This window comes from Notoacmeibacter sp. MSK16QG-6, from assembly GCF_024158145.1.
GTDB lineage: Bacteria > Pseudomonadota > Alphaproteobacteria > Rhizobiales > Rhizobiaceae > Notoacmeibacter.
This window is the reverse complement of sequence record NZ_JAMYXM010000001.1, coordinates 1,558,789-1,581,514: the sequence shown is the minus strand read 5'-3', so window position 1 is coordinate 1,581,514 and position 22,726 is coordinate 1,558,789. Positions and strand designations below refer to the sequence as shown.

Genomic DNA, 22,726 nt, shown 5'->3' with positions numbered 1-22,726 from the left:
GGGCGTGTCGCGCAAACCGATCAGTGCCTAAAGTGGCGCATCCCGGTCATCACCATGGCTATGCCATGCTCATCGGCCGCCGCGATCACCTCGTCGTCGCGCATCGAACCGCCCGGCTGGATCACCGCCGTCGCACCGGCTTCCACTGCAGAGAGCAAACCGTCCGCGAAGGGGAAGAAGGCGTCTGAGGCAACGACCGAGCCCTTCGAAAGCGGCTCGGAAAGGCCCGCTGCCTCGGCGGCGTCCGCGCTCTTGCGAGCCGCGATGCGGGCGCTGTCCACCCGACTCATCTGCCCTGCCCCGACACCCACCGTCGCGCCATCCTTGACGTAAACGATGGCGTTGCTCTTCACATGTTTGGCGACACGGAAGGCAAAACGCAGATCGGCCATTTCCTGCTCGCTCGGCGCACGTTTCGTCACCACCTTCAGATCGAGATCGTCGATCCGCCCGAAATCCCGATCCTGTACCAGAAGGCCACCGGCGACGCTCTTTACCATCGCACCTCGCGCGGCGGGGTCCGGTAGCCCGCCTGTCAGAAGCAGGCGCAGATTCTTCTTCGCCGCGATGATGGCCTTCGCCTGATCATTCGCGTCCGGCGCGATAATGACCTCGGTGAAAACCTTGACGATCTCCTCGGCGACCTCGGCGTCGAGCGCCCGGTTCAGCGCGACGATACCGCCGAATGCCGACACCGGATCGCAACGCAGTGCCTTGCGATAGGCGTCCACGAGCGTCTGCCCCTCCGCGACGCCGCAAGGATTGGCGTGCTTGATGATGGCGACGGCAGCGGTCTTTGCCGGGTCGAACTCCGCCGCCAGTTCGAAGGCGGCATCCGTATCGTTGATATTGTTGTAGGAGAGCGTCTTGCCCTGCACCTGGGTGGCCGTTGCCACACCCCGCCGGTTGGTGCCGTCACTGTAGAATCCGGCGCTCTGATGCGGATTTTCGCCGTAGCGCATAACGGCGGCCAGCCTGCCGCCAAATGCGCGATATTCGGGCGCGTCGATCTCCAGCGTCTCTGCGAACCAGCCGGAAATTGCCGCATCGTAGGCCGCTGTACGCGCGAACGCCTTGCCAGCGAGCCGCTGGCGAAACGCATAGGTCGTCGCGCCTTCATTCTCGGCCATCTGCGCCAGAAGCGGCGCGTAATCGGAGGGGTCCACAATGATGGAAACATAAGCGTGGTTCTTGGCCGAAGCGCGTACCATGGCCGGCCCGCCAATATCGATATTTTCCACCGTCAGCCCGTACTCACCGCCAGCGGCGCGCACTTCCTCGAACGGGTAGAGATTGATGATCGCCAGATCGATCGCGCCGATCCCGTGCTCGTCCATCGCGGCCTTGTGATCGGCATCGTCGCGGATCGCCAGCAAACCGCCATGCACATTCGGATGCAGCGTCTTGACGCGGCCATCCATGATTTCGGGAAAGCCGGTGACCTCCGACACATCCTTCACCGCGATCCCGGCCTCGCGGATCGCCTTGGCCGTACCGCCGGTCGACAACAATTCCACGCCGCGCCCCGCCAGCGATTTGGCCAGATCCAGAAGCCCCGTTTTGTCAGAAACGGAAAGAAGGGCGCGGCGGATGGTCACCCGATCGGGCGGAGTGATGGCTTTTGCGGCGACGGCCATGGAGCGGATCCTGTCGATGATTCTGCGAGCTGGAAAGGCGGGCTTGCTTGGCGTTCAGATGGAGATGGCGCGCCCTAGCACGATGCCCGTCCAATGGCGAGGCAGGTTTATTCGACCATCACCAGTTTCTGCCAAACGGCCTCAGCCCTCATAGACGAGGCCCCACTCTATCGTCAGCGGTGCCGCCGCATCGGCAATCGCGATCTCGATCTGACGGGTGGCAACAGGACCACCGCTCCTGCCGAGATAGAGACTGTCGGTCAGCGCAGCCTCTTGGCCATCGACGACGAAGCGCCAGCGACAGCCGCCATTCACCGCAAGCGTTATGGAGCCATCGCGATCCTGCCAGGCATTCACCGCCGGATGCAGATGGAACCGGAGTGTCACCGGCGCGCCGATCTCGATGGAAGGTTTCTGACTGGACGGCAGGAGTCGATCGATCCCGCCGAGAGAGCGGCCATCATTGGCCAAGACCAGCGAACGCTCATGCAGAACACCAAACGGCTCCGCATAACCGTCGTGGCGCATCGCCGCCGCATAAGCGCCCTTGCGCTCCACCGTCACGTGGATAGGTCCGATCAGCGGCCGGCCTACCCATTCCAGCAGTCGACCCGCCTGCGCGAATTGCGCCGAAGAGCGGTCGCCGACTGTCAGCGTCGAATGCGCTGCGGTCACGCGCGACAGGCCGAAGACCGTGGATTCCGGATCACGCGCTGCCCCGCAATTGACGATCAACGGATCGCCATCGACAGAAAACTCAAAGGAAAGCGCCCCGGCGTGGGCGTGACCGGCAAAGTTCAGCGGCGGCGGCCCGCCGACATCGGCCAGAAGCACGCTGCCGCCAGCCGACAGGCGAAGATAATGAGATGCGGCGGCGAGCCCTGCTGGCTGGCCCTCTACATCGTCCTCCGCCAGAAGCGCGCGAATCCAGGCCGGATCGACCCAACCTCCGCCATTGAAGCGGGCCAGCCGCCCGTCTCCCATGTCGAAGAAACGCAACAGGACGAACAGGCGTTCGATGGCTTCATTGATCGCCTGAGGCGGCGCGCGTCCCAGATTGCCGTAAGCCTGACGGAGCAGCAGTAGGTCGTCCAGAACAGCCGGCAGAGCGGATGGATCGCGGCTGACGTGACCGCCATCGGCGAGCATCTGCGCATTCAGTTCGGAGATGAAATTCTTTTGCGCTTTTTCAAGCCGTCTTTTGCCATCGGAAAGGCAGAGTGCGAGCGCTAGAAGGGCGGCGCGACCGCGCAATCGGTCGAAGGGCTCTGGCGCCGGTGAGATTGCCCGGCGCAGCCATCGGCCATGACGGACAAAGCCGCGCCCCAGAACAGAAGCAAAGCGGGAATCGGCGCCGCGGAAAAGGAGCGGCGCGCTTCGCAGCCATTGCAGCACGCGTTCCGCGGCGATCCCCACATTGCGTCCGTTTCTCGTCATGAAAAGAGGGCGCGAAAGATAAGTCTCGACGAGGAGCCGCGACTGCGCGGCCGCCAGATCGCTGTTGGCCGCCTGAAAATCTGCAAGCCAGCCGAAACGCTCCAATTGGCGCTGCCACGCATCCGGCACATCGGGCTGGTCGAACGGCCCGTCCGCGCCGACCGCTATGGTATGGCCGGCCAGTTGCCATTCGCCTGAATAATAATCCCGCGCCTTCACTGCATCGCCTTTAACGAGCCGGACGGGCGAAAACAGAATGGCAGGCGGATTGGAAACGGGTCGCAGCGCGCGGATGCGGGCGAGCCTGCCGGTTCGCAAGGGACTGGTCAGCTGCCGGCCGGCAGCATCCGCAAAGAGGTGAAGCAGCGATCCGAAATTCCCGCTTATGGCCAATGCCCCATTTTCTCAAAATTCTCGATACAATGCGCCGTTTTACGCCGTCGCGCGGCTCACTACCAAGCGCTGCCGGTGGATAACTGCTTCAAATCCTGCGGAATCGTGCCGCGAAAAACCCATCGACACCACCGAGCGACGCCCAGTCGTCCGGCGTCGTACGCACCCAGCCATCAGATGTAACGGCGAATTCGAAACCCGGAAGCTCTTCTGCGGTCACGGGAACAGGCTCGATTTCACCACGCCCGGCGAAAGCACTGGCCACTGCTTCGCCTTCCCGATGATCGAGCGAGCAATTGGAAAAGACGATGATTCCGCCCGGTCTGACGAATTCCACACACCGTTCGAGAAGCTCGCCCTGCAATGCCGCCATTCTCTCCACCACGGCGTCGGATTTGGTCCACGGGATATCCGGGTGGCGGCGCGCCGTTCCCGTTGAGGAACAGGGCGCATCGAGCAGCACGGCGTCGAACGGTTCATCCGGCTGCCATTTGCGTAGATCCGATTGCGCGGCTTGAACGGAAAAGCCAAGCCGATTCAGATTGGCGTCCAGACGCCGCAGACGCGAAGCGGAAAGATCCACCGCCGTGACATTCGCGCCGGTCAGGGCGATCTGCGCCGTCTTGCCGCCCGGCGCCGCGCAAAGGTCCGCAACCCGCATTCCGGAAGACGCGCCTAGAAGACGCGCTGGAATGGTCGCGGCGGCGTCCTGCACCCACCATCTGCCTTCTTCAAAACCCGGCAATGTCGGAATTGGCGAAGTCTCCGCCGGCAGGCGCAGCGAACCGTTGGGCAGCAGCCGCGCGCCAAGACGGCCTGCCCAATCGGCTTCATCGCCCTTCAACGTGATATCGACCGATGCCTCCGCTCGATGGGCGGCGAGGATAGCAATCGCTTTGTCCATACCGTAATCGCGCCGCAGAGCCTCGGCGAACCAGTCCGGCGCATCGGTCGCCGCGGAGGCGATACGGTCACGCCTTTCCGCCGGCATTCTGGCCAGACCGCGCAACACGGCATTGACCAGAGACGCGAACCGCGACAAGCGCGGATCGGCATGAGCGGCCGTTACAGCGAGATCCACCGCAGCGCTATCGGGCACCGACAGGTGCACGATCTGCGTTGCCCCGACATGCAGCAGATGATCGAGCGCCCGTGCATTCGGCGGCAGCGGCCGGTCGAGCTTTGCGGCGATCAGGGCGGCGAGACTGCCTCGATAGCGAAGCGCGGTCAGCAGGATGGCGCGACACAGCGCCCGGTCACGCGCTTCGAGCGCCAGATAGGCCGGATTGCCGTTTTCGTCGTCGGTCAGCGCATCGAGCGGCGTGGCCTTGTCGACAACGGCCGCGAGCAACCGTGAAGCCGCAAGCCGAACGGCCAGACCCGGTTTGGCCGAAGGATCGGGCCGTTCTGACAATATGTGTGAATTCTTACGCGGTTTGGACCGGTTAACGGGCTTGGTGTTCACGTCCAGGGACCGCGGCGTTTCGCGCCGCCCCAAGGGCTCTGTCGGCCCGCGCCGGTCGGTACGCGCGCGCCTGCCCTTTCGATACCGGCGCGAGAAGCCGGCCCCGGCACACTCATCTCACCGGCCATTTCCTGAAGGGCGGCGACGCGATTGGCCGTCGCTGGGTGGGTGGAGAACAGATTGTCCATCCGCTCGCCTGATAGCGGATTTATGATGAACATATGTGCCGTCGCGGGATTGCGCTCCGCATCCATATTCGGAATGGCCTTTGCGCCGCCGGCAATGCGTTGCAGAGCGCTGGCCAGAGCGAGCGGGTCGCCGGAAATTTCAGCGCCGCGCCTGTCGGCGGCATATTCGCGTGTGCGGCTGATCGCCATCTGCACGATCATCGCAGCGATGGGCGCGACAATCATCGCAACCAGCATGCCGATAACGCCGAGCGGATTGTTGCCCCGGTTGCCTCCGAAGAAGAAAGCAAAATTGGCCAGCATGGAGATCGCGCCGGCCAGTGTCGCCGTAATGGTCATAATCAGCGTATCGCGATTTTGCACATGCGCCAGTTCGTGCGCCATGACGCCCGCCACTTCACGCTCGTCGAGCTGACGCAACAGTCCTGTCGTGGCGGCGACGGCGGCGTTCTGCGGATTGCGGCCCGTGGCGAACGCATTCGGCTGGTCGTTCTCCATGATGTAGATTTTGGGCATAGGCAGGCCGGCATTTTGCGAGAGCTGCTCGACCATTCGGTAAAGGCCCGGCGCGCTCTGGGCATCGACCTGTTTGGCTCCGTGCATCTTGAGCACCAGCTTGTCGGCATTCCAGTAGGAAAAGAGATTCATCGCGACCGCGACGCCGAACGCGATCATCATGCCGCCGCGTCCGCCGATTAGAAAACCGACGCCCATGAAAAGCGCGGTCATGAAGGCGATGAGCATCGCCGTCTTCACGTAATTCATCGAACCGGCCCGTCCTTTCTAGAGGGATGCACAGTGCTGTTGCAGGGATTATATGGGAGGCAGCAGTGAATTCATCAATCGAGGGCGCCATGACCGAGACAGGACAATCGAACGAAAAGGATGCGAGGCTTACGGAGAACGCAAGCCAGGCGCGCCGTTTCGAGGATCTACCCCCCGCCGCCCAACGCGCGTTGCAGGAAGCACAAAAGCGCCGGCAAGCCTTCGATGCTTTCGAGGACAGCATGCCGCGTGAGATCGACGGGCGCGGCGGTCGCGAGCCGGTTCGCTATGGCGACTGGGAGAAGAAGGGCATCGCTGTCGATTTTTGACGCCGGTCCGCATTGCTGTCAAAGCGTTGCGCATTGGTGACAGCCATAAGGAATATCTTCCGCTAGAACCCGTATCAGCCTGAAGATTCGCTGTGAAAAACGGATCGGGAACAACGCAGAGATTGGTACGGCATATCCATGTTTAGAGTCATGCTTCTGGCGACGGCGCTCGGAATTTCATCGACAACGGCCTTCGCGGCAGATGCGGTGGTTTACGATCCACCCGTGATGGAAGAAGGTTTTAGCTGGTCTGGACCCTATGCCGGCCTGCAACTGGGCTATGGTTGGGCCGATACGGACTGGACCTATCAGACTGGTGGCGACACCGTCGATGTCGATCCCGATGGCGTCTTTGGCGGGCTCTATGCCGGTTACAATTATCAGTTCGGATCGCTGGTTGCCGGTGCGGAAATCGAGGCGAATATTGCCGATATCGATGACGAGACAGATTGCCCTTCCGCCGCGTTCGACTGCCGTGGCGAAGTCAATGCCTTCGGTTCGCTGCGCGCCCGTTTCGGTTATGCCGCAGACCGCTTTCTCGCTTACGGAACCGGCGGCCTTGCGCTCGGTCACATGAAAATCGAAACCGAGGATCTCACCGGAAACGTCAACAATGAAGGAAAAGTCCTTCTCGGCTATACGGTCGGCGGCGGCGTAGAGACCTTGATCGGTTCCAATGTCGTGTTGCGCGCAGAATATGATTACTACAATTTCGAGGACGAAGATTTCACCGTGGACGGCGGCAACGAGATCGAAACCGACCTCGATATGCATACGATACGCTTCGGCCTAGCCTACAAGTTTTAGAGCCGCGAACCTATTCCGCGGGCGCGCCATAAACAACGATGGCGAGCCCCGTCACGGCAAGTACACAATAAAACGCCGCGAGGGCATGGCGCTCCTCGCGTCGTGCCCCCAGCGCCGCGATAGCGGATTGAATCGCGTAATAGAGAGCAAATCCGCGCGATGCATAAGCGATGATCTCGAACACGTCGAAGGCCCAGGTAAAGACGAGCCCGACAGCCACAAGCAGCACATAGGCCATACGGATTGAGACCCGGCCACCGCTCAGTTCTGCAACCAGCCCACCCGATCCGCCCGTATCGGCCACGGCAGCGCTGAACTGCGCGGCAAGCGCCGCCGCAGTCAGCAGGATCGGCAGAATAGGCGCAACGATTGCCATCAGTTGAATGATCGCGGTTTCGCTGAGCGGCACGGCGTCGGGCCGAAAAACATAGGCAATAAGCAGAATATAGATCAGATAGATGATTGTGGAGATGATCTGCGCCAGCCGCATCGAGCGGATACGGGTCGCCGCATCGTATTCATCGCCAAGGTAACGGGACGTTTCAAAACCCTGGACGGTAACGATCAGGCCGAAGGTCAGCGCGATGGCCGGCCATCCTGTCACCGTCGGCAGACTGACAATGAGGCCGCCAGTCGTGGCTTCGCCCACGAAGAACCAGGCAAGGCCTGCCAGCAGGCCGGCTATCATCGCAAGCTTCAATGATACCGAGAGCGTTTCCAGCCGCTCAAGCGCGCGAAAGCCCCAGATCCAGCCGACCGCGAGAATAACGAGCAGCATCGCACTGGTAAGAAGCCGCGCATGAGCATCGGAACGCCACGGCGTCAGCTCGGTGCCGAATGCGCCGAACAGATTCAAATAATAAGCGACCGAGATAAAATAGGCGAAAGCCAGAGACCACGACGCCGCCGTCTCCATCCATCGCTCATACCGGCTGCGGTCGCCTGTCGCCCGTCTTGCGATATTGAACCGAATGGCGCTGCCGAAACCCCACGCGCCCGCGCATAGCACCGCCATGACGAACGGCGCGTACCATCCGAACGAAACATGCAGGATGGGACCCAGCACCAGAAAACCGCTGCCGATGATAGACGCCAGCGGCGTGATAGTCGCGCGCCAGAGCGTCGCCCTTGCGATGCGTGGCCAGAACAGAAAGGCAGCGGATGCGGCGACGGCCAAAAGAATCACGATTGTGATCATGGTCCGATCCTTAGAACCTCTACCCGCACAGGAAAACTGTCTGACGGACAGAGGGCCGACGGCCGGGTCAGCGACCGCGTGGCTGACGCTCGGTCAACCCGCATCAGGCCCCTACCGGAACATTCGGGATTCACGGTTTATACAATCAGAGATAGAATCGTCTCATGCGATTCGCCTGCATGATCCTCTGCGCTATGGCGCTCTGCCCAGATGCGACGGCTGGAGATATCGTCTCCGGTCCGATTACCGTTTCGGTGGTCAATGTCATCGATGGCGACAGCTTCGTTGCCGATGCGCTGGTCTGGCCGGGCATGCGTCTTCGCTACACGGTCCGCGTCAAGGGCATGGACACGCCCGAAACGCGACGCGCCGGTTGCGAGGCAGAGAAACAGGCTGGCCTCGCAGCGACCCGACGCGCTGAGACCCTGCTACGCTCTGCGCCCATCACGCTCATCAAGGTGGAGGCGGACAAATATTATGGCCGCGTGCTGGCCGATGTGCGGATCGGCGGCGGTCGGGATATGAGCGATATCATGATCGATGGGCGCTACGCCCTGCCCTATCACGGCGGCAAACGCATCGACTGGTGCGGCGGCGGCGCAACCGCGGCGCGTGTGATCGACCGTATCGTCGTTGGCGCGACCGACTGATTTCTTCGAAGATCAGGCAATTTTCTCCGGAATGCGCGGCTTGTCCATGCGGGCCACCATCGACCCGTTGCCCGAACGTTCCTTTTGCAGAGCCGGCGCGGTCGCTCTCCTTTTCAGACGGCCCAAGAATTCCAGCCAATAGACAAGAGCAAAGAGCAGCGCACAGCCGGCGATCACCAGCAAAGCGTCCAGAACCGGTGCTGGCTCAACCACCATCCGCAAGGGCTGCAGCACCATGGCCAGCAATGTGCCGGCGATGAAAACCGGCAGCGCGTGCCGGCCCATAATCGCCAGCGGGTTGGCGAGCGGCCGGCGAAATAACTGCGAAAGCGGCGCGATGGCGACGATCAGATAGGCCGCTGCCAGCACATGAACCAGCCGGAAGGTCGAAAGAAAGGTCTTGTTGAACCCGGTCAGAACCTTGGGCAGGCCGAACGAAACGTCCACACCCCACAGCGGTATCCGCACCCATAGAAGCGAAAGGATCAGATAGCCGGCCGCCAGTCCGATCAACGCCGGGTGACGGGGCAAGGAGCCGCCGGCGCGGATATGCAAAATCGCTGCGACACCGATGAAGAAAAGAAATTGCCAGGAGAGCGGGTCGAGAAACCAGATCCCTTCCATCGGCCAGTTGGGCGGGCCGATCTGCAGCAATCCGCAGACGAGCCAGATCGCAAAACTGAGACCGAGCATGGCGCCGACATTACGCTTTCCAAGCAGCATCATCGGCGGCAGCATCAGCAGCATGACGACATAGATCGACAGAATGTTGTTATAGCCGAGCTGATGGGTCATCAGAACGATACCCGCAAAGGCTTCCGCGGGATGCTCCATGACTGGCCGGATGGCGATCTTCTCCATCAGATCGGGCCGGGTCCAGAGCGCGGCGAAGAAGCCGAAGCTGCCAAGCGTAAAAAGGGTCGTGCAGAGCTGCGAGACGTACAGCACCCCGGCGCGCCGCCAGGCCTTGATCGTCGCGGCCAATGCTTTGCCCGTCTGAAATTTGGAGGAATAGGCCATGCCTGCCGACAGGCCTGAGATCAGCACAAATGCCTCGGCCGCATCCGAAAACCCGAAATTCTTGTGCGTCAGGAACTCCAGCGGATTATGGGGGACATGATTGATGAATATCGAAAGAAGGATCAGCGCGCGGATCACATCGATCCGCGTGTCGCGCATTGATGGCACGGAAGGGGTCATGGAATATCGGTCTTTAATCCGTGGGATATGATGATCGGGCATGGCGCTTTGAAGGGCAAAAAAGCATCCATACCGGCCCTTCCCAAATGCAGTCCCTTGCTTGAGAGGTCATTTGCTAAAGCACTCTCATCATGGCGGCACAATGGCCCAGCGGGTGAAAATGCTTGGCGCAAAGAAAAAGGGCCCGCTTTTCAGCGGGCCCCGTGTTTCCGTTCATGGTGCGGTCGTCAGCCGGCCGATCGAAGTCGGCGAGGGCCGCACGTCATGCGCTGTCAGCGGGAAGACTGCTTCCCGTGAAGGCAATCCGCCGAGACCACATCACGGAACTGGTAAACACTCGACATCAGATCACCTCCTTTCATTCGTTGAACACGAATCGGAGTGTGGGGATTTTTGTCGCGCTGTGCAAGAGGCTGCAATCGCAAGGCCGACATGAAAAACCCGCCCGGATGGACCGGACGGGATGTTCTTGTTTCCTGTGATCGGAATGTCAGTGGTCGGTCGCGACACCAGCGCCGCGAGGCGTCCGGACACTTTCCACCAATTCCTTGATATGTGCCGGTACATCGCCCGTCATCTTCGAAACGACGATGGCGACGACGAAGTTGATCAGTGCGCCCACGGCGCCGACAGATGTCGGAGCGATACCGAACAGCCAGTTTTCCGGAACATCGGCGAGCTGATTGGTCTCCGGAATGAAGAACCATCCCTTGTAGACGAAGATGTAGATCACCGTGGACAGAAGCCCTGCCAGCATGCCGGCAATGGCTCCGGAACGGTTCACCGTCTTGGAGAAGATACCCATCATCAAAGCCGGGAAGATGGAAGCTGCGGCCAGACCAAAGGCAAGCGCCACCGTTTGAGCAGCAAATCCGGGCGGGTTGAGCCCGAGATAGGTGGCGACGCCGATCGTCACCGCCATGGCCACGCGCGCCCACATCAGCTCGGCCCGCTCAGAAATCGTCGGATTGATCGCGCCCTTGACGAGATCGTGACTGACCGCCGAGGCGATGGCGAGCAACAGACCGGCCGCCGTTGAAAGGGCCGCGGCGATGCCGCCTGCCGCCACCAGCGCGATCACCCAGCCCGGAAGCTGCGCAATCTCCGGATTAGCGAGAACCAGAATGTCGCGGTTGACGTCCAACTCGTTGCCTTGTGGCGAACCGGCGAGCGCGCCAGCCGCTTCCTCATTGGCGTCGTTGTAATAGTTGATCCGCCCGTCGCCATTCTTGTCCTCGAAGGTCAGAAGACCGGTGATCTCCCAGTTCTTCATCCATTGCGGACGCGCCTCATATTCCAGCGCCTCGGCCTGCGTGCCGTTCGGATAGACGGTGTCGATGAGATTGAGCCGCGCCATCGCTCCGACCGCCGGAGCGACCAGATAGAGAAGCGCGATGAACACCAGCGCCCAGCCGGCCGAATAGCGCGCATCGCGAACCCGCGGCACGGTGAAGAAACGGATGATCACGTGGGGCAGACCCGCCGTGCCAATCATCAGCGCCAGCGTGAACAGCACCATGTTGAACATGGAAGAGTTCAGCGCCGTATATTCCTCAAACCCAAGATCTGTCACCACCTGGTCGAGCTTGACCAGAAGCGACGTGCCATCGGACACTTCTCCAAACAGGCCGAGTGGCGGCAGCGGATTGCCGGTCAGTTGCAAAGAGATGAAGATCGCCGGCACCGTATAGGCGAAGATCAACACCACATATTGCGCCACCTGCGTGTAGGTGATGCCCTTCATGCCGCCAAACACGGCGTAGAAGAAGACGATGGCTGCGCCGATGAACAGCCCGGTCGCATTGTCGACCTCGAGGAAGCGCGAGAAAGCGACACCGACGCCTGTCATCTGACCGATGACATAGGTCAGCGATATAACGATCAGGCAGAAGACGGCGACGAGCCGCGCGGTTTTCGAATAGAAGCGGTCGCCAATGAATTCCGGCACGGTGAACTTGCCGAACTTGCGCAAATAGGGCGCCAGTAGCATGGCGAGCAGCACATAACCGCCGGTCCAACCCATCAGGAACGACGAATTGCCGTAGCCGGTAAAGGCAATGAGCCCGGCCATGGAAATGAAGGACGCGGCACTCATCCAGTCGGCGGCGGTAGCCATGCCGTTGACCACGGGATGCACGCCCCGGTTCGCGGCGTAGAACTCGGAGGTCGAGCCGGCCCGCGAGACCCAGGCAATAACGATGTAGAGGATGAACGATCCGCCGATGAAAATCAGGTTTAGCGCGTACTGGCTCATCGAACTTACTCCTCGTCGAAATCGTATTTGCGGTCCAGCGCGTTCATACGCCAGGCATAAATGAAGATCAGTGCGATGAATGTCAGAATTGATCCTTGCTGGGCGAACCAGAAACCGAGGTCTGTTCCTCCGATTTCAATACTCGAAAGCAATGGCCGCAAGATGATGCCGAATCCAAAGGACACCAGCGCCCATATAACAAGTAGGATGACCATTAGACGCTTGTTCTCAGCCCAATAGGCATCCGCTTTGGATGATTGTTCACTCATGAAAGCCTCCCCTCTTCGCTCATTGCGCCGATAAGCCGTGCTCCCACAGGCATCGGTCGCTCCACGAGCGCCACGATTGCTCTTTAACCGAAGCTGAGCGAAGTAGACCAGTCTTTTCGACCGATCTTAGACCATGTGTTGAGCCCGGATGGGTCTGCGCACGGAGGTTTTTTTGTTCGACTGTCAGGATCGGATACGCTGTCTGGCGCGCAAGCGGAAAGCTATGGCATAGCCTCCGTTTCCGAAGCTTCGCGCTCGCCGATCGACTGTCAGACCATCCCGCATGGCAGGAAATTTCAGAAGCTCTCGGCAACCGGACCGCCCTCTTGGCGTTGCTCTTTTATACGAAGAGATCAAAGGACTTTTGCCCCGATGGATATTATCCGTGTTCTTCTCGCCATTCTCGTGCCCCCGCTCGGTGTCTTCCTCCAGGTTGGCATTGGCCTGCACTTCTGGCTGAACCTGTTGCTGACCCTGCTTGGCTATGTGCCCGGCATCATCCACGCTCTGTGGGTTATCTTGCGTAAATAGGTCGGCGAGAGAAACTGATCGTCAAACTGTCATGATGGCGCAATAGCGCTGTCACGAGGTTCGGGAATCCTTACGGCGTTTTTCGCCAAAGGAGTCGTCCATGAACCGTATCAATCGCCTGACGCGCCGTCACTTTCTGGCTTCTGCCGGAGCTGGCGGCGTTGTCGCCGCATCGGGCCTCGCGCTGCCATCGTACCTCCGCGCCAATCAGGCGCCCACCTTCACCCATGGTATCCAGTCCGGCGACATCTCGTCGTCGTCCGGGATGGTTTGGGGGCGAGTCGACAAACCGGCCCGGATCCTTTTCGAGGCATCGACCACCGAAAGCTTCTCCAACCCAATCGCGATGGCGCCGCTTAATGCACTGCCGGACAGTGATTATGCGGTGAAGCGAATGATGACCGATCTGCCGGTCGATCAGACGATTTTTTATCGGATGAAGGCCGCTGACCTTTCCGACATCAACATGGTTTCCGAACCCATTACCGGGTCCTTCCGGACCGCTCCCACTGAGAAACGCGACATCCGCTTCGTCTGGTCGGGCGACACGGCCGGGCAGGGTTGGGGCATCGACGAGACCGGCATGAAAACATACGCCACCATGGCCAGGCACGAGCCGGACTTCTTCATCCATTCCGGCGACACGGTTTACGCGGACGGACCGATGAAGGAGAGCGTCGATTTGCCGGATGGCCGCGTCTGGAAGAACGTCATCCTTACCGACGAAAAGCGCAAAGTTGCCGAAACGCTGGACGAATATCGCGGTCAGTGGAAGTACAACATGATGGACAGCCATTTGCAGGCTTTCAACGCCGCTGTCCCGACCTTATTCCAATGGGACGACCACGAGGTAGTCAACAACTGGTCTTCCGCGAAGAATCTATCTGCCGACGACCGCTACAGCGTCAAGGATATCCATGTGCTGGCCGCCCGCGCCAGCCGCGCCTTCCACGAGATGACTCCGATCTCCTACGCGCCGGCCGAGCCTGGCCGCGTCTACCGAACGATCAATTACGGCCCCTCGCTCGATATCTTCTTTCTCGATCTTCGATCTTACCGAGACGGCAACAATACCGGCCTGCAGAACGCGAAAGGCGACGGCACGACCCTTCTCGGCGAAACGCAGATCGCCTGGTTGAAAAACGCGCTAAAGCAGTCGACCGCGACCTGGAAGGTGATTGCCTGCGACATGCCGATCGGCCTTCTGGTGTGGGACACGATCAACGAAACGACGAAATATGTCGAGGCGGTCGCCAATGGAGACAATGGCATGCCGATGGGCCGCGAAATGGAGATTGCGGACCTTCTAAAATTCATCAAGGACAACGACATTGCCAACACTCTATGGCTTACAGCGGACGTGCACTACACCGCAGCCCATGAGTACCATCCGGATCGAGCTGCCTTTCAGGATTTCGAGCCCTTCTGGGAGTTCGTTTCCGGCCCCATCCATGCCGGAACATTCGGCCCGAACGATCTGGACATGACATTCGGACCGGAGGTGAAATTCGTCAAAGCGCCGCCGGAAGGCGAGGCCAATCTACCGCCCTCGGCCGGGTTACAATTCTTCGGCATGGTCGAAATCGACGGCGACACGGAGCAGATGACGGTCAGACTAATGGATCGCGACGACAACGAACTCTGGCAGACGACGATCGATCCCAAAACGAGCTGAAGCGTGTCCCGAAAACATATCCGCCGGCGATTATGGCCGGCGGACAATTGCCGTCTATTCCGCAGCGGCCAGCGCGCGGGGCTGTCGCGACAAGCGGTCGAAGAAAGCCCGCAAATGACCGGCCATGGCTTCGGCTTGGCACGTCGGATTGTCCTTGATGAGCAGGTTGATCGTATAGTCGCCCATTGCAGGCAGGCCATCGTCCTCCCCAAGAATACGCACCTCTCCTCCCGCAAAGGCGCGGGCTACGGGCGCTATCGCCATACCTGCCTTAACTGCTGCCCGTTGGCCGGATGTGTGGGCGCACAGATAGGCGACGCGGTAGTCACGCCCGGCAGTCTCAAGGGCTTCGACCGCTCGCCGGCGCCACACACAACCCTCTTCCCACATTGAAATCGGCAAAGGATCGCGCAGATGAGCCGTCCCGCCAAAAGCTCCGATCCACACCAACGGCTCACGGATCAGCAGATCGCCATGAACTTCTTCGCCTTTGAGCTCGTCGCATGAGATGACCGCAAGATCGATACGCCCTTCTTGAAAGAGCCGACGCAGTTCGGCGCTCTCTTTCATAATCACGTCGACAACGACGCCGGGATGGCTTTCGGAAAACTTCTTCAGAACGTTCGGCAGAACCGTTTCACCATAATCATCGGGCAGACCGAGGCAGAGACGTCCGGCCATTTCCGGTCGCAGGATCGTGTCGAGCGCCGCGCGGTTCAGTTCCAGCATCTGCCGCGCGTAGCGAAGAAGCGTCTCGCCGGTCGCGGTAAGATGCACATGCCGCGGTCCCCGTTCCAGAACCGCTGTTCCGAGCTGTTCCTCAAGCCGCTTCATCTGCATGGAAATCGCCGACGGTGTCCGACCTACGGCATCCGCCGCCTTGGCGAAGCTGCCGGTTTCGACGATAGCGACAAAACTGCGCAGCACATCGGCATCCAGCAAGGGCGCGCCAAAAGGCGCGTTCTGGTCGATCAAATTCATTGATCATTCTCTCAATACAATTCGTTTGATTGAACGATAGCCTGCTCGTACCGTCCCCGCAAGTCGAAAGGAAATATGGAGACGGAACAATGGTTTTCGGTATTGAATGGGCCAGAACGCAGCTTCATCAGGCGCGCAGTCGCCATAACCATCGAAAGCTTCAACGCGCTATAGAGGCGATGCCCGTTTGGCAAAAGAAAGACATCGGATGGCCGGTGGATGACGAGGCAGCCGGCAGTTCGCCCTCGGAGCGAAACGGGCTCGCGGAGAGACAGGACTGGCCTGGTGATTTCCGCGTTCACTAATCTCATTCCGCCTTTATCGGGCGATACGCGGAGCAATTGAATGATCCTAGGCCAACCAACGGTCATCGCGCAATGGCTGGTCTTGCCAAACATCCCCTGCTAAGCCACCGGTCGGTCTAGCAGGGGATTTTTTCATGGAACATCGCACGCTCGGCGCAGACGGCCCTCTCGTTATGTCGGTGGGTCTCGGAGCCATGAGTTTCGGCGGCATGTACGGCGCGACGACGGAAGAAGCGAGCCGCGCCACAATGGCTAAAGCGCTAGAAATCGGCGTGAACCACTGGGATGTCGCAAATATCTACGGCGGCGAAGGTGTCTGCGAAAACATCCTCGGACGATTCTTCAAGGATCACCCCGATGCCAGGTCTCGTATCACTCTGGCTACCAAAGGCGCGATCATTCCGGGTCCACCACGTCAGATCCGAAACGATCCGGAATATATGCGCGGGGAACTGGAAAAATCGCTCGAACGCCTCAGCACCGATCATGTCGATCTCTACTATATTCACCGGCGCGATCATGACACGCCTATCGAGACGATCATCGAGGTCATGGGCCGCTGGGTCGAGGAAGGGTTGATCGGAGGGATTGGCCTGTCCGAATGTGCGCCTTCCACCCTGGAACGCGCCGCATCCGTTTTTCCGATCCGCGCCGTTCAGAGCGAATATTCGCTTTGGACCAGGCTTCCGGATTTAGGCATGATCGATCTTTGCAGACGGCTTGGCACCGCCTTCGTGGCCTTTTCTTCGGTCGGGCGAGGCATGTTCGGCGAGAGCCCGCTCACGCCCGAACAATTTCACAAGGGAGATTTTCGCCGCGCCAATCCCCGCTTCAGCGCCGAGAATTTTCCGAGAAACGAAGAGAAAGTCGCTGCATTTCGCGCTCTGGCCACCGAGATAGGGTTGCCGGCGCCGGTTCTCGCCAATGCCTGGGTATTGGCGCGCGCGCCGCATATCCATGTCATCCCTGGCACGCGAAGCCCGGTTCATCTGGAGCAGAATGCCGAAGCGGCTGCCGTTACGCTGACGACAGAACAAATGGCGGCGATCGAAACCGTTCTGCCGGCAGGGTTCGCCCATGGCTCGCGCTATGCGTCGGGTCAAACGATGGGTGTCGAGGATTATTGCTGATGGCGGCGAGCCCTCGCTCGATCACCATCCTTGGCGCCACAGGGTCGATTGGCGTTTCAACGCTCGATGTCCTTCGTCATATGGAACCCGAAGCGTTCACTATCGAAGCTTTGACAGGCGCATCGAACATTCCGCTTCTGGCCCAACAGGCAAAGGCCTGTCACGCGCGTCTCGCTGTCACGGCAGACGAAGCTCGGTATCACGATCTTCGAGACGCTCTTTCCGGCACTGATATTGAGGTCGCAGCCGGGCGACAGGCCGTGATCGAAGCGGCCAGCCGACCCGTCGACGTCACCATGGCTGCAATTGTCGGCATTGCCGGCCTCGCACCGACCTTGGCCGCAGTGCGTCATGGCGGAACGATCGCGCTGGCCAATAAGGAGTGTTTGGTCTGCGCAGGTAGCCTTTTCATGCGAGAGTGCGAAACGCATGGCGTGACACTCCTGCCAGTCGATTCCGAACACAATGCCATCTATCAGGTGCTGGCCGGGCAGAGACGCGAAGCGGTGCAAAGCATCATACTCACAGCATCTGGCGGCCCCTTCCGAACCTGGGGCCGCGAAAGAATGGCCAATGTGACCGCACAGACGGCGGCGGACCATCCCAATTGGTCGATGGGTCTGAAGATTTCCATCGATAGCGCCTCTATGTTCAATAAGGCGCTGGAGATGATCGAAGCACAGCACCTGTTCACGCTGACGCCTGAGCAGGTCGAAGTGATTGTCCATCCGCAATCCATCGTCCATTCCATGGTGCGCTATTGCGATGGCTCGGTTCTCGCTCAGCTTGGCCCCGCTGATATGCGCATACCTATTGCCTATGCCCTGGCCTGGCCGGATCGCATGGAGTTACCCGCCGATCGGCTCGACTTTACCGCATTGTCCCGGCTTGATTTCGAAGCGCCGGACGAAGCCCGGTTTCCAGCCATTATGCTTGCCCGCCGAGCCCTCGCCGAGGGGGGGGCATCCGGAGCCGTTCTGAATGGCGCCAAGGAAGCGGCACTCGACGGCTTCATAGAAGGGCGCATCGGCTTCCTCGATATGGCCGATCGTGTGGAATTGGCGATGGAAAGCCTGGCCGGCCTGCCAGAGCCGCAAACGCTGTCGGAGGTGGAAGCGTTAGACCGGCAGGCGCGCACCATCGCGCGCGGATAGACTTCCAGACTTAGCGAAATACTATCCTACAGCGCCGTCCTTGGCGCGCGGATCATCTGGCAACGACTTCGCCGAGAAAACAGTATCAACTGCTCTTTGCCCAGCAAGTGTCATGACTGTCAGCACCACAAACAGAAAAGCGGAATATTGAAACCATAAGGCCGGCGACACCAGCGCATCGGCCATAATGGCGCAGGCGGCAAGTGCCATGGCCGTCACATAAGGGTCGGGCATTTCGGCGCGCACGATCTTCAGGACACGCAGAAGAAAGAGCGTCGCCAGTGTCGCCATCGCCACCCATCCGACCAACCCGACTTCGTAGAAGATCTGGAGCACGATGTTGTGAGCATTGCTCAAATGCCTGATGCCAGGTGTTGCGTAGTCGACACCGCCAAAACCGAAGATTGGCTGCTGCAGCGAGAGTTCAATAATTTCGTTCCAAATCCGCGTTCGGCCGCTGCTACTATATCGAAAAACACTCAGTGATCCTGAGGCTCCAGATGGTTCGGTGGTGCTAAGCCATTGGATGACCGGCGGTATAAGATTGGCGATCAGCAGCCCAAACGCGATGACACCGACAGTTGTCGCAGCAATACGCAGATGACGAAAGCCTGGTGATAGGAGGGCCGCAAGCATACCGACTGAGACCAGCGCAAAGATTGTACTGCGCGAGCCTGTATATCCGCTCAATATGCTTATAAAGAGCGCTGCTGCCAGAAAGGCATAGCGTCTTCGCCAGCTTTCGAACGGCAGGGCAAAGGATATGATTGCGCACATCAGCGCGGGCACGAAGAGACGTGTAGAAGCGCGCACATTCCCAAAACCGAGCAGGTCGTTTTTCTTTAGCTTGGCAAGATGACCAAGCCCGAAATGAAACGTAAGGGCGAAGACCGCATAAGCAAAAGCACCGACAACCAGCGCTATCACCATCCCTCGCACCGTGATGTCGATAACCCTGCCTGCTACGGCGCCGTAGAATACCAGTGCGAATAGAAAGATCAGCGTCCAGCGCCATAGGCAGCGTGCAATCTCGTCGGCGGGACCGTCATAGGGATTAAACAGAAAATGTCCTAGGAGGACCAATAGAGGAACGGCCATCAGAGCCAGAACACACCAGTTGAAAACTCTCCAGCTCTTAAGTGCTCCCCACAAGAGCAAGGCAATCAGAACGACTTCGCAATAGCCAGTGAATTCACGTCGGACCCGGTAAGTCTGATAGTCTTCCAAATCGAGAAGGATATCAGCAATGGCGAAAGACAGCGGCAGCGCGGCTATGATGAAATAGATCAGGTAGCCGCACCACCGATGAAACGGCCGCCCTGACGACGAAACTTCGCTGTTCATTTATCCCCACCGCGCCTGCCCGGCACTTATCACTTTCGGCTTGAACCAAGCCGAAAGATCAAAGTCAACCGTTGCGCCCGATCGTTTATTTGGACGCCGCGAGATCGGTTCGGGATGTGTGGCAAGGAAGCATTCTGTCTCGCCTGGAGACAGAACGCCCGGATCAGCTATCGCCGGCTAAATTTCGCTCCAGAAAGTTGCCGAACGACATCCAGCTCTTTTCGTCGGCCCGCTCCTGATACCGATCGGAGCCAAAAACGGTGAAGGCATGCGGCGCGCCGGAATAAACCTCCAGCTCATAAGTCACGCCCGCTTCCTCCAATTGCTTCGCCAGACCGGCGGCATCGTCGAGCGAGATCGAGCTGTCCGCCCCACCGTGGGCGATCAGTAGAGGCGGCGTGTCGGAAGAGTACGATTGCCCCTCCGGCGTGGTGAGCCCGCCATGGAAAGTCGCATAACCGGCGACGTTTTGCGCTTTGCCGGAGCGCGCCAGTTCCAGCACCGCCGCGCCGCCGAAGCAATAGCCCATCACCACAGCCTCACCTTCGCCGCCGCTCTGGCTCCGCGCTTCGTCGAGACCCGCGAGAATGCGCGTGCGCATCGCCTCCCGATCATCGTAAAGCTTAGCGGTCTCGGCCTTGCGCGCATCGACGCTTTCCGGCCTGTTGCCCTTGCCATAGAGGTCGAGCGCAAAGGCGTTGTAGCCCATTTCCGCCAGCATATCGGCGCGTTTCATTTCATAATCGTCGAGGCCGTCCCAATCGTGAATGACGAGAACCAGGCCCTTGGATTCTTCGCCTGCCGCAGCGTAATAACCTTCGTACTCCGCGCCGTCGGCCTGATAGGTTACGGCTTCGCCGGCCTGTGCGCTCATAGCACCGGCGGCCATCAGCCCCATCGTCATCAATATGGATCGCATATGGACCTCCTCTTTTAGCCATTGCTTGAAGAGATAGAGTGCGAGCGTTCGCCGACCAGTTGCGAGCGATCGGGCACTGCCCCTTTCGCGACGCAACATTTGCCGCTATATGCGCGCCAGCTTTCCCTTCTCCGACAGTTCTTCTTAGAAAGTGCGCCACCATGGCCCTGCGCAATATCGCCATCATCGCTCACGTCGACCACGGCAAGACCACCCTCGTCGACGAGCTGCTGAAGCAGTCCGGCGCCTTCCGCGAAAACCAGCGCGTTGCCGAACGCGCCATGGATTCCAACGAGTTGGAACAGGAGCGCGGCATCACCATCCTGGCCAAAGCGACGTCGGTTGAGTGGAAGGGCACGCGCATCAACATCGTCGATACGCCCGGCCACGCCGATTTCGGTGGCGAGGTGGAGCGTATCCTCTCCATGGTCGATGGCGCGGTGCTGCTGGTCGACGCCGCCGAAGGGCCGATGCCGCAGACCAAATTCGTTGTCGGCAAGGCGCTCAAGGTCGGGCTGAAGCCCATTGTCGCGATCAACAAGATCGACCGGCCGGACGCCCGTCATGACGAGGTGCTCGACGAGATCTTCGACCTCTTCGCCAATCTCGACGCCGATGAGGACCAGCTCGACTTCCCGGTCCTTTACGGCTCCGGCCGCGATGGATGGATGGCCGCCGAGCCCGACGGCCCGACCACGGACGGCCTCGGCCCCCTCTTCGATCTCGTTTTGAAGCATGTGCCCGAGCCGACCACCGAAGCCGGCCCGTTCCGCATGATCGGCACGATCCTCGAAGCCAACCCCTTTCTCGGCCGCATCATCACCGGGCGCATCGCGTCCGGTACGTTGAAGCCGAACCAGCCGGTCAAGGTTTTGCACCATGACGGCTCGCTGAAGGAGACCGGACGCATCTCGAAGATCCTCGGCTTCCGCGGCCTAGAGCGCCAGCCGATCGACAGCGCCGAGGCGGGCGACATCGTCGCGATTGCCGGCCTTTCCGACGGCACCGTGGCCGACACCTTCTGCGATCCATCCGTCAGCGAGCCGCTGGAAGCCCAGCCCATCGATCCGCCCACCGTGACCATGAGCTTCATCGTCAACGATTCACCGCTCGCCGGCACCGAGGGCGACAAGGTGACGAGCCGCGTCATCCGCGACCGCCTCTTCAAGGAGGCCGAGGGCAATGTCGCGCTGAAGATCGAGGAAGCGGAGGACAGGGATAGCTTCTACGTCTCCGGGCGCGGCGAATTGCAGCTCGCCGTCCTGATCGAGACCATGCGCCGCGAAGGCTTCGAACTCGCCGTCAGCCGCCCGCGCGTCGTCATGCATAATGACGAGGCCGGCAATCTGATGGAGCCGATCGAAGAAGTCGTCATCGATGTCGACGAGGAATATGCCGGCACGGTCGTCCAGAAGATGAGCGAGCGGAAGGGCGACATGATCGAGCTGCGCCCCAGTGGCGGCGGCCGCCAGCGTCTCGTCTTCCACGCCCCGACGCGCGGACTGATCGGCTATCAGAGCGAACTTCTCACCGATACGCGCGGCACGGCCATCATGAACCGCCTGTTCCATGAATATGCGCCCCATCGCGGGCCGATCGGCGGGCGCGTGCAGGGCGTGCTCATCAGCAACGACAATGGCGAGGCGGCCGCCTACGCCCTCTTCAACCTGGAAGATCGCGGCCCGATGGTCATCGAGTCCGGCGAGAAGGTCTATCAGGGCATGATCATCGGCATTCACACCCGCGACAATGATCTGGAAGTGAATGTGCTGAAGGGCAAGAAGCTGACGAACATGCGCGCATCCGGCAAGGACGAGGCGGTGAAGCTCACCCCGCCGATCCGCATGACGCTGGAACGCGCCCTCTCATGGATTCAGGATGACGAACTGGTCGAGGTGACGCCGAAGACCATCCGCCTGCGCAAGCTCTATCTCGACCCTCATGATCGCAAACGCGCTGAGAAGGTGGCGAAAGCGGGCTAACCGGGAACGAGCGCCGCGCCGGCCAGCACCGTCAGCGGATCGCCGATGACCGGCATCCAGCTTAGCAGCAGCGTCCAAACCCATAGCGCCGGTAGAACCGGCAAAGGCCCGCT

General features: G+C 60.1%; 19 protein-coding genes and 1 pseudogene. 8 read left to right on the top strand and 12 right to left on the bottom strand.

The features are described from left to right. Positions 1-20 precede the first annotated feature (20 nt). The 4 genes from purH to htpX form a co-directional block, all read right to left on the bottom strand. Positions 21-1,637, bottom strand: coding sequence for a bifunctional phosphoribosylaminoimidazolecarboxamide formyltransferase/IMP cyclohydrolase (gene purH / locus NIM86_RS07650; protein ID WP_253380589.1), 1,617 nt, complete (start codon positions 1,635-1,637; stop codon positions 21-23). 141 nt (positions 1,638-1,778) lie between these two features. Next, entirely contained in the window at positions 1,779-3,467 is a 1,689-nt protein-coding gene (locus NIM86_RS07645; RefSeq protein ID WP_253380587.1) for a heparinase II/III family protein, read from the bottom strand. 88 nt (positions 3,468-3,555) lie between these two features. Beyond that, positions 3,556-4,884, bottom strand: a complete 1,329-nt coding sequence (locus NIM86_RS07640; RefSeq protein ID WP_371872859.1) for an RsmB/NOP family class I SAM-dependent RNA methyltransferase — start codon at positions 4,882-4,884, stop codon at positions 3,556-3,558. 44 nt (positions 4,885-4,928) lie between these two features. After that, positions 4,929-5,885 (bottom strand): zinc metalloprotease HtpX, encoded by a 957-nt coding sequence (htpX, locus tag NIM86_RS07635; protein WP_253380583.1) that lies wholly within the window; start codon positions 5,883-5,885, stop codon positions 4,929-4,931. Between the two features lie 89 nt (positions 5,886-5,974). Between htpX and NIM86_RS07630 the strand changes: the two genes are divergently transcribed. Both NIM86_RS07630 and NIM86_RS07625 read left to right on the top strand, forming a co-directional pair. Further along, entirely contained in the window at positions 5,975-6,214 is a 240-nt protein-coding gene (locus tag NIM86_RS07630; protein ID WP_253380581.1) for a DUF1674 domain-containing protein, read from the top strand. Positions 6,215-6,352: 138 nt separating this feature from the next. Further along, positions 6,353-7,021: an outer membrane protein gene (locus NIM86_RS07625; protein WP_253380579.1), complete on the top strand. Its 669-nt coding sequence runs from the start codon at positions 6,353-6,355 to the stop codon at positions 7,019-7,021. A gap of 10 nt (positions 7,022-7,031) precedes the next feature. Here NIM86_RS07625 and NIM86_RS07620 read toward each other — a convergent pair whose 3' ends face one another. Then, positions 7,032-8,219, bottom strand: a complete 1,188-nt coding sequence (locus NIM86_RS07620) for a hypothetical protein (RefSeq protein WP_253380577.1) — start codon at positions 8,217-8,219, stop codon at positions 7,032-7,034. A gap of 164 nt (positions 8,220-8,383) precedes the next feature. On the opposite strand from NIM86_RS07620, the gene NIM86_RS07615 reads away from it, so the two are divergent. Continuing rightward, complete coding sequence (locus NIM86_RS07615) at positions 8,384-8,869, top strand: thermonuclease family protein (protein WP_253380575.1); 486 nt, start codon at positions 8,384-8,386, stop codon at positions 8,867-8,869. 12 nt (positions 8,870-8,881) lie between these two features. Here NIM86_RS07615 and NIM86_RS07610 read toward each other — a convergent pair whose 3' ends face one another. From NIM86_RS07610 to NIM86_RS07600, 3 genes are all read right to left on the bottom strand, one after another. Next, complete coding sequence (locus NIM86_RS07610) at positions 8,882-10,069, bottom strand: OpgC family protein (RefSeq protein ID WP_253380574.1); 1,188 nt, start codon at positions 10,067-10,069, stop codon at positions 8,882-8,884. 490 nt (positions 10,070-10,559) lie between these two features. Then, a complete protein-coding gene (locus tag NIM86_RS07605; protein ID WP_253380572.1) occupies positions 10,560-12,323 on the bottom strand; it encodes a sodium:solute symporter family protein in 1,764 nt (587 codons plus the stop codon). A gap of 5 nt (positions 12,324-12,328) precedes the next feature. Next, positions 12,329-12,592 carry a DUF4212 domain-containing protein gene (locus NIM86_RS07600; RefSeq protein WP_253380570.1) on the bottom strand — a complete coding sequence of 88 codons (264 nt, stop codon included), beginning with the start codon at positions 12,590-12,592 and terminating at the stop codon, positions 12,329-12,331. A gap of 372 nt (positions 12,593-12,964) precedes the next feature. Here NIM86_RS07600 and NIM86_RS07595 point away from each other — a divergent pair, with 372 nt between their 5' ends. Both NIM86_RS07595 and NIM86_RS07590 read left to right on the top strand, forming a co-directional pair. After that, positions 12,965-13,123, top strand: a complete 159-nt coding sequence (locus tag NIM86_RS07595) for a YqaE/Pmp3 family membrane protein (RefSeq protein WP_253380568.1) — start codon at positions 12,965-12,967, stop codon at positions 13,121-13,123. A gap of 100 nt (positions 13,124-13,223) precedes the next feature. Then, entirely contained in the window at positions 13,224-14,798 is a 1,575-nt protein-coding gene (locus NIM86_RS07590) for an alkaline phosphatase (protein ID WP_253380566.1), read from the top strand. 54 nt (positions 14,799-14,852) lie between these two features. Here the strand turns inward: NIM86_RS07590 and NIM86_RS07585 are convergent, their stop codons facing one another. Continuing rightward, the gene (locus tag NIM86_RS07585) at positions 14,853-15,779 is read right to left on the bottom strand and encodes a LysR substrate-binding domain-containing protein (RefSeq protein ID WP_253380564.1); all 927 of its coding nucleotides are present in this window, start codon (positions 15,777-15,779) and stop codon (positions 14,853-14,855) included. Positions 15,780-16,218: 439 nt separating this feature from the next. Between NIM86_RS07585 and NIM86_RS07580 the strand changes: the two genes are divergently transcribed. Both NIM86_RS07580 and dxr read left to right on the top strand, forming a co-directional pair. After that, positions 16,219-17,214 carry an aldo/keto reductase gene (locus tag NIM86_RS07580; RefSeq protein WP_253380562.1) on the top strand — a complete coding sequence of 332 codons (996 nt, stop codon included), beginning with the start codon at positions 16,219-16,221 and terminating at the stop codon, positions 17,212-17,214. Continuing rightward, positions 17,214-18,368, top strand: a complete 1,155-nt coding sequence (gene dxr / locus NIM86_RS07575) for a 1-deoxy-D-xylulose-5-phosphate reductoisomerase (protein ID WP_253380560.1) — start codon at positions 17,214-17,216, stop codon at positions 18,366-18,368. The genes NIM86_RS07580 and dxr overlap by 1 nt, the downstream gene beginning before the upstream one ends. Positions 18,369-18,389: 21 nt before the next feature. On the opposite strand, the gene NIM86_RS07570 is transcribed toward dxr, so the two are convergent. After that, on the bottom strand, positions 18,390-19,712 hold the full coding sequence (locus NIM86_RS07570; RefSeq protein ID WP_253380558.1) for an O-antigen ligase: 1,323 nt from the start codon (positions 19,710-19,712) through the stop codon (positions 18,390-18,392). A gap of 163 nt (positions 19,713-19,875) precedes the next feature. Beyond that, positions 19,876-20,631 (bottom strand): dienelactone hydrolase family protein, encoded by a 756-nt coding sequence (locus NIM86_RS07565; RefSeq protein WP_253380557.1) that lies wholly within the window; start codon positions 20,629-20,631, stop codon positions 19,876-19,878. Between the two features lie 161 nt (positions 20,632-20,792). On the opposite strand from NIM86_RS07565, the gene typA reads away from it, so the two are divergent. Next, positions 20,793-22,613: a translational GTPase TypA gene (typA, locus tag NIM86_RS07560; RefSeq protein ID WP_253380555.1), complete on the top strand. Its 1,821-nt coding sequence runs from the start codon at positions 20,793-20,795 to the stop codon at positions 22,611-22,613. 2 nt (positions 22,614-22,615) lie between these two features. Here typA and NIM86_RS07555 read toward each other — a convergent pair. Beyond that, a pseudogene (locus NIM86_RS07555) lies at positions 22,616-22,710 on the bottom strand (DedA family protein); the annotation flags it as partial. Between the last annotated feature and the right edge of the window lie 16 nt (positions 22,711-22,726).